The sequence below is a fragment of the Xenorhabdus kozodoii genome, assembly GCF_002632875.1.
Taxonomy (GTDB): Bacteria; Pseudomonadota; Gammaproteobacteria; order Enterobacterales; family Enterobacteriaceae; genus Xenorhabdus; species Xenorhabdus kozodoii.
This window is the reverse complement of sequence record NZ_NJCX01000048.1, coordinates 1-7,604: the sequence shown is the minus strand read 5'-3', so window position 1 is coordinate 7,604 and position 7,604 is coordinate 1. Positions and strand designations below refer to the sequence as shown.

Annotated in this window: 6 protein-coding genes and 1 tRNA gene; 3 read left to right on the top strand and 4 right to left on the bottom strand. The window is 45.8% G+C overall.

What is annotated here, in order from left to right:
• Positions 1–79: 79 nt before the first annotated feature.
• Positions 80–361, top strand: a complete 282-nt coding sequence (locus tag Xkoz_RS18590) for a helix-turn-helix domain-containing protein (RefSeq protein ID WP_099143430.1) — start codon at positions 80–82, stop codon at positions 359–361.
• 262 nt (positions 362–623) lie between these two features.
• Here Xkoz_RS18590 and Xkoz_RS18585 read toward each other — a convergent pair.
• Positions 624–699: transfer RNA gene (locus Xkoz_RS18585), tRNA-Ile, on the bottom strand.
• A gap of 228 nt (positions 700–927) precedes the next feature.
• On the opposite strand from Xkoz_RS18585, the gene Xkoz_RS18580 reads away from it, so the two are divergent.
• A complete protein-coding gene (locus Xkoz_RS18580) occupies positions 928–1,710 on the top strand; it encodes a GNAT family N-acetyltransferase (RefSeq protein ID WP_099143429.1) in 783 nt (260 codons plus the stop codon).
• Positions 1,711–1,762: 52 nt separating this feature from the next.
• Here the strand turns inward: Xkoz_RS18580 and rpoD are convergent, their stop codons facing one another.
• The 3 genes from rpoD to rpsU all read right to left on the bottom strand — a co-directional run bounded on the left by rpoD (position 1,763) and on the right by rpsU (position 6,024).
• Positions 1,763–3,610 (bottom strand): RNA polymerase sigma factor RpoD, encoded by a 1,848-nt coding sequence (gene rpoD, locus Xkoz_RS18575; protein WP_099143428.1) that lies wholly within the window; start codon positions 3,608–3,610, stop codon positions 1,763–1,765.
• 335 nt (positions 3,611–3,945) lie between these two features.
• Complete coding sequence (dnaG, locus tag Xkoz_RS18570) at positions 3,946–5,694, bottom strand: DNA primase (protein WP_099143427.1); 1,749 nt, start codon at positions 5,692–5,694, stop codon at positions 3,946–3,948.
• A gap of 114 nt (positions 5,695–5,808) precedes the next feature.
• Entirely contained in the window at positions 5,809–6,024 is a 216-nt protein-coding gene (gene rpsU / locus Xkoz_RS18565) for a 30S ribosomal protein S21 (RefSeq protein WP_001144069.1), read from the bottom strand.
• Positions 6,025–6,435: 411 nt separating this feature from the next.
• On the opposite strand from rpsU, the gene tsaD reads away from it, so the two are divergent.
• Positions 6,436–7,473: a tRNA (adenosine(37)-N6)-threonylcarbamoyltransferase complex transferase subunit TsaD gene (gene tsaD, locus Xkoz_RS18560; protein ID WP_099143426.1), complete on the top strand. Its 1,038-nt coding sequence runs from the start codon at positions 6,436–6,438 to the stop codon at positions 7,471–7,473.
• Positions 7,474–7,604: the final 131 nt, after the last annotated feature.

Below are 7,604 nucleotides of genomic sequence, written 5' to 3'. Positions count from 1 at the left end.
GAATGCTTACCGAGATCGATACCAATGAGTGTGACGTTTTGCATGATGACCTCTCCAGAAAAAAATACCCTGTCAGAGTATCGCTCACAAAGTAGGGGGGCGACCATCTCATTATGACTGGCATCAAGCTGATATTATTGCTGCATTACGTAAACGTGGTACAACCTTAGCGGCTGTCTCCCGTGAAGCAGGACTCAGTTCATCTACACTAGCAAATACTCTCAGTCGGCCTTGGCCTAAAGGCGAATGGATTATTGCTAACTATCTCGAAATACACCCCTCAGAAATCTGGCCTAGTCGCTATTTTGATTCGTATGGTCGATTAATTGAGCGTCACGCTCGCAATAAGCCACTGGAATAATTACTCATCAGTTTTTGAGATTCAAACTTAGCCATTTTTAGAAATCATGGAGTTTTGCATTTCAAGTGGTGATTAGGGAAGCAAAAAGGCGAACATCGTATGTTCAGAGGATGTGATAAATATCACAGAGAGAAATACGATAACGGTTTATTACCGTAGCGGTGTTAATCGGTTATACCTCTTGCTACTGCCAGAAGGTATCCTATGGGTATCCTAGAAAAAACTAAGGGGTCGCGTTTTTGACGCAACCCCTTGATAAATCTGGTGGCCCCTGCTGGACTTGAACCAGCGACCAAGCGATTATGAGTCGCCTGCTCTAACCACTGAGCTAAGGGGCCGTTGAAGTGGGAAGATTATACGGCACAGTTTGGTGTCAGGTCTAGCCCCCAAAATTCATATGCATATTTTATAGACAACAATCAGCCTTTTTTAACGTATTTAGAACTATTGGAAGCACTCTAAACGCTTTTTTAGTGATGTGGGTCGCTTTTAAAATAAATATTTCTGATTGTTTATTGTTCTCTTTCCACAATCAGGTCAAGAAGATCTATTTTTGGTAAATCAATATGAAAAAGCATCAGTTATCGGCTGCTATTTGGAACCATCACCAACTAGAAGATTACTTTTTTTCATCTATCAGCCTAATGTCCCAGCATATCAGTGAAAGTGTCCGAGCTTATGTGACCGGTGTTGAAACGCCTGCATTGAATTTTTTGTTGGTGATCGATGTTAATGAACAGACCCCAGGCGATCTGCAAAGGGGAATTTGGTTGCTGGAGGAAAAAACGTATGTCCCTTTTATGATTGTTACCGTAGAGCCAGATAGTCAAATTTTAGCGGTGGCTCAGCAGGCTGGATTTGTGTTGGATGCTGATAGCATAACAACAGCCATGCAACTTGATTTGGTGAATTGGCAAATGAGTGATGAATCCGCTATGGAATATGATATTCGGTGCGTTGACCACTGTCTGGCGGATTGGGCCATCCCGACAGAAAGTGCATTTGAGACAAATGATGTAATTTCCGGGCAATACCAAAAATGTCATCAGACGGCTTTGGATGCTGGGAAAAATTTGCAACATTATGCCTTGTATGTCGATGGTCGGCCGGTCTGTTCTTTAACGTTATCAAGATCAAATAACCTTCTTCGTCTTGATGAGATTAGTACGGTGGTGGAGAAACAGAGAAGGGGATATGCTTTTGCGTTGCTCAATCATGTGCTGAATGAGGCCAAACAAGAGGGTGCAACTGCGTGTTATTTGGATGCCTCTCGTGATGGTGATCATTTATATCGGCGTATTGGGTTTAAGCCATTGTTTGAATATCAGGGGCTTATCCGTGGGGCATAAAAAAAACGCCTGCTATAACAGGCGCTTTCAGGTTTATCATCAAATTCGTTGATTAGTCATCAAGGAAGCTGCGCAATACTTCGGAACGGCTTGGATGGCGCAGTTTACGTAGTGCTTTTGCTTCGATCTGACGAATACGCTCGCGGGTGACATCAAATTGTTTACCCACTTCTTCCAGAGTATGGTCAGTGTTCATATCGATGCCAAAACGCATACGCAGAACTTTCGCTTCACGTGCCGTCAGGCCTGCCAGTACATCGTGAGTTGCTGCACGCAGGCTTTCTGAAGTTGCTGAATCCAGCGGTAGTTCGAGAGTGGTATCCTCGATGAAATCGCCCAGATGTGAATCTTCATCATCACCCACAGGGGTTTCCATGGAGATTGGCTCTTTGGCAATTTTCAGTACCTTGCGGATCTTGTCTTCTGGCATCATCATACGTTCTGCCAGCTCTTCCGGTGAAGGTTCTCGCCCCATCTCCTGCAACATCTGGCGGGAAATACGATTGAGTTTGTTGATGGTTTCAATCATATGTACCGGGATACGGATGGTACGAGCCTGATCTGCGATGGAGCGTGTGATCGCCTGACGGATCCACCATGTCGCGTAAGTCGAGAATTTGTAACCACGGCGGTATTCAAATTTATCAACCGCTTTCATCAAACCGATATTACCTTCCTGAATCAAATCGAGGAATTGCAGACCACGGTTGGTATATTTCTTCGCAATTGAAATAACCAAACGCAGGTTAGCTTCAACCATCTCTTTTTTCGCACGGCGGGCTTTCGCTTCACCGATTGACATACGACGATTGATATCTTTGACCTGTTCAATGGTCAAGCCGGTCTCTTCTTCGATCTGGCGTAACTTTTGCAGGCTACGCATAATTTCTTCTTCAACTTCTTGCAATTTGTCAGACCATGGCTTGTTCATTGCTTTGGCAGCGGTGAACCATGTGTCAGTCGTTTCATTGCCAGAGAACAGGGTGATGAAGTTTTTCTTCGGCATTTTGCACTGTTCAACACACATCTTCATGATTTGACGCTCTTGAAGACGTACGCGATCCATCATGGAACGCATGTTGTTGACCAGATGATCAAACTGCTTCGGTATCAGGCGGAACTGCTTGAATACTTCAGATAAGGTCAATATTTCTGCTGCGGTATTCGGGTGACTACGACCGTAAGTCTTAATCGCCTGACGAGTCAGTTCATATTGTTCACGCAGTTCCCCAAATTTCTGGCGAGCGAGCTCTGGATCGATGCTGTTATCCTCTTCGCTATCAGCATCACTATCAGTGTCTTCATCCTCGTCATCTTCGTCGTCAAGTTCTTCCTGAGGAAGTTCTGAGCCAACGTGAGTGGCTGTTGGTGTAAGATCTTCTTCTGCGTTAGGATCAACGAAACCCGTGATTAAATCGGACAGACGACTCTCGCCGGATTCAACACGGTCGTATTGTTCCAATAGGTAAGTAATCGCTTCAGGGTATTCAGCAACGGAGCACTGCACTTGGTTGATGCCATCTTCAATGCGCTTTGCAATGTCAATCTCACCTTCGCGAGTCAAGAGTTCAACCGTACCCATTTCGCGCATGTACATGCGAACCGGATCGGTAGTACGACCGATTTCTGACTCGACACTAGATAGGACTTGCGCAGCCGCTTCCACTGCGTCTTCATCTGTGTCGTTTGTGTTTTCTGCCAACATGAGATCATCGGCATCAGGTGCTTCTTCCATTACCTGGATGCCCATGTCATTGATCATTTGGATGATATCTTCTATCTGATCAGAATCGACGATATCTTCCGGCAGATGGTCATTGACCTCAGCATAGGTCAGATAGCCTTGCTCCTTACCTTTGGTGACAAGTAGCTTTAGCTGTGACTGCGGGTTTTGCTCCATAAGACGGTATCCACACTTCAGAGTATTGGTTGGTGTCGGTCGGCGAAACAAATATGCCAACAATAATATTTAGGGCGTTTTCATTGTATTGCCGCTGCCCTCAATTGCGGCAATTGTAGGGCTATCTGCCCTACCTAATGCGGCATTTAAGCCGTGAATTCTGTGTCTGTGATTTAGGTTTTGATTTAGAACCTGTTTCACCAAGCTATATTTTCATTGAGAAAGAGTTTCAGAAAACCATATTAAAGATACAAACCTATTTGTAAGTAAGCCAAATAGTGTCATTTCCACGTTAATATAATCTTGAAGTCATATAGCCTTGCTGAGACAGATTCTTATTTCCTCGCACCAGATATTGTAATTAACCGGACTTCTTCACGCTCTTCTGGTGTGAGGCCTTCAGTTCTCTCTTTAGCCATGAGAAAATTAAAGCGTTCATCAAGTGCTGACGCGAAAAGATGGCTCAGTGCATCGCTAAATGTTTTTTCAGCGATCTCTTCTATCTGTATATCGTTCCAAGCAGCGAGTTTTTCAAGCTGTTTAGCGTACTTATTATCGCGATATTGCTCCAACAGTTGTCCTGTGGTTAAACCTGGTTGGGCAAGGCACGTGTCAACAAGCTCTATGAATAATGGTAGCCCTGCTATCTGAGTAGGAAACATTCCCTTTAGTGGGGGTACTAATGTCGCTAAATGCGGATTCTGTACCAGCAATGCGATCAGTATGCGCATTGTTGTTGGTTTCAGTTTTAGCGCCTGATATGTATTGGTATCTTTTTTGACAAGTTTTGCTAAAAATCGTTCCAATTGTGCTGTATCAGGCGTACCTAACAGGTTTCCAAGCTCTTTAAGCAGGTAGAGTCGCAGGGTTTCTCCAGGGATTTGACTGATCAGTGGCATGGCTAGCGAACTGAGCTTAGTCGCTCCTTCAGGATTGCTGAAATCAACCTGCGGCAATAGTGATTCGAACAAAAATGCAGATAAGGTCAAGGCCTTTTCCATTCTCTGCTCAAATGTTTCCCGTCCTTCTTTGCGAATCAATGAATCAGGATCTTCACCGTCAGGCAAGAACATAAAACGTAATTGCCGGCCATCATTCAGATAAGGCAGCGCCGTTTCCAGTGTACGCCATGCGGCATCCCGGCCTGCACGGTCACCATCGTAACAACAGATGACATTATCGGTTGTCCTAAACAGTAACTGAACGTGTTCGGCTGTCGTAGACGTTCCCAGCGAAGCCACAGCATAGTCAATGCCAAATTGGGCTAACGCCACCACATCCATATAACCTTCAACCACCAATAGCCTAGCAAGCGTACTGTGGTTTTGCCGTGCCTCATAAAGCCCATATAACTGGCGGCCTTTATGGAAAATTTCTGTTTCCGGCGAGTTCAGGTACTTAGGAAGTGCATCTCCCAGCACTCTGCCCCCGAATGCAATGACGCGGCCACGGCGATCGCGAATGGGGAACATCACGCGCTCGCGAAAACGATCATAAGTGCGGCCATTGTCGTTTGTAACCAGCATTCCTGCATCGTTTAACTGCTTGCGATCTTCCGCATTATGGGCAAACTGTTTTAAGGCGTTATTCCATCCCGCCGGCGCAAAACCAATGGCGAAACGCTGGATGATCTCTTCACTGAGTCCACGTTGAGCCAAATATTGTCGGGCTGGTTGGGCGTTGGGGGTATTCAGTGAATGCTGATAGAAGCTGTTGAGCTTCTCCATCAGTTGGTAAAGGTCTTGCCTTTGGTGACGTTCGATCTGACCGCCGCCGGAACCTGATTCATAGGGGACTTCCAGCCCATGCATCGCTGCCAGTTCTTCGATGGATTCGACAAAGTCCAATCTGTCATAATTCATCAAAAAATCAATGGCATTGCCATGTGCCCCGCAACCGAAGCAATGGTAAAACTGCTTATCACCATTAACAGTGAATGAAGGGGTTTTTTCGTTATGAAAAGGACAACACGCTTGATGATTTTTGCCTTTCTTTTTCAGAGGCACCCTAACATCGATCAAATCAATGATATCGGTTCTTGCTAATAAGTCATTGATAAATATGCGTGGAATTCGTCCAGCCATAAGCCCTTTTACGCCTGTTGATGAACGAGAATAAGCCGCGCTTCCTTTGGGAAAGCACGGCCTTTAACTGCAGTAGTTTGTTAATACAATCACTAAGCGGACTGACCGCAAAGATTAGTACAAACGAGTGCGGCGTGCGTTTTCGCGAGCTAGCTTCTTAGCATGACGTTTAACAGCAGAAGCTTTAGCGCGTTTGCGCTCAGTCGTTGGTTTTTCATAGAATTCACGACGACGAACTTCTGCTAATACGCCTGCTTTCTCGCAAGAACGCTTGAAGCGACGCAGTGCTACGTCAAATGGCTCGTTTTCACGTACTTTAATTACTGGCATGTGCCTCTCACCTCAATAGAAATCGGGTTTGTCGCTGGCGTGATAGTGCCAGCCGTCTTTAAAATGGTGCGGAATTTTACTTCAATGAACACGGCCTTGTAAAGTGCCGAGGAAAATTGAAAACGATAACGCCACGGGTTACAGGATGCTTTTCTGTACTCAAAATAAGCAGCTTGCTATTGGGCATTATTAACATTAACCACACAGAATATTCAAGTAGGGCGTTGATTATAGACTAAACAGAAAAAATAGCCAGCATGTAATAAAGCCAGTGGCGAGAATGTTGGTATGGAAAGGGGCAGAGAATGAGAGATAGTGTTACACTGATGCCCGTTGAAAGAAATGCGCATTATATGACCAAACAACGAGACATAAAGCAACAAAACGTAAGATAACGAGACGAATAGTGCAATGCGAGTTTTAGGTATAGAAACGTCCTGCGATGAAACCGGAATCGCAATTTATGACGATAAAATCGGTCTGCTAGCCAATCAATTATACAGTCAGGTCAAGCTACATGCGGATTATGGCGGTGTGGTGCCTGAACTGGCTTCCCGTGACCACATTCGTAAAACGGTTCCTTTAATTCAGGCGGCCTTGAAGGAAGCAGGTCTGACGAATAAAGATATTGATGCAGTTGCTTACACCGCAGGGCCGGGATTGGTTGGCGCATTGCTGGTTGGGGCAACGATTGGACGTTCACTGGCATTTGCATGGGATGTCCCTGCTATCCCTGTGCATCACATGGAAGGCCATTTGCTGGCACCGATGCTGGAAGAAAACAGCCCTGAGTTTCCCTTTGTTGCCTTACTGGTTTCAGGGGGTCATACCCAGCTTATTTGTGTAACGGGTATCGGTGAGTACCAACTGTTGGGGGAATCCATTGACGATGCCGCTGGCGAGGCTTTTGATAAAACAGCAAAACTTCTAGGTTTAGATTACCCTGGTGGGCCAGTGCTTTCCCGTATGGCACAGCAGGGGAAGGCGGGGCGTTTCGTCTTCCCGCGTCCGATGACAGATCGTCCGGGGCTGGATTTTAGTTTCTCCGGCCTGAAAACGTTTGCCGCTAATACGATCCGCAATAACATTCATGGCCAAAATGTGGCGGAGGATGAACAAACCAAGGCGGATATTGCCCGTGCATTCGAAGATGCGGTCGTGGATACGTTGGCCATTAAATGTAAACGCGCACTGGAACAGACGGGATTCAAACGCCTGGTCATGGCCGGTGGAGTGAGTGCCAACCGGACATTGCGCACTAAGATGCAGGAAGTGATGGAAAAGTTGGGCGGTGAAGTCTTCTATGCCCGACCGGAGTTCTGTACTGACAATGGGGCAATGATTGCGCTGGCTGGCATGATCCGTTTGCAAGGAGGCACTACCGGTGAATTGGGCGTCACGGTAAAAGCACGTTGGCCACTGGCCGATCTCCCTGCTCTGCAAAAATGATAATAAAACACGTTGCTTGATATGGGCTGAGTTGTATTAGTCCAGATTAGATCTGACAACTACCGGTTATTTATACAGGTGTCTGTCAGGTTAAATCTGGGTTAAATTCTTTTCTGCCCAGAGTCGTTTTC

Bases quoted from the DNA above. Each gene is read 5' to 3' on its own strand.
- rpsU (WP_001144069.1), bottom strand. From the start codon at position 6,024: ATGCCAGTAATTAAAGTACGTGAAAACGAGCCATTTGACGTAGCACTG.
- dnaG (WP_099143427.1), bottom strand. From the start codon at position 5,694: ATGGCTGGACGAATTCCACGCATATTTATCAATGACTTATTAGCAAGA.
- tsaD (WP_099143426.1), top strand. From the start codon at position 6,436: ATGCGAGTTTTAGGTATAGAAACGTCCTGCGATGAAACCGGAATCGCA.
- rpoD (WP_099143428.1), bottom strand. From the start codon at position 3,610: ATGGAGCAAAACCCGCAGTCACAGCTAAAGCTACTTGTCACCAAAGGT.
- Xkoz_RS18580 (WP_099143429.1), top strand. From the start codon at position 928: ATGAAAAAGCATCAGTTATCGGCTGCTATTTGGAACCATCACCAACTA.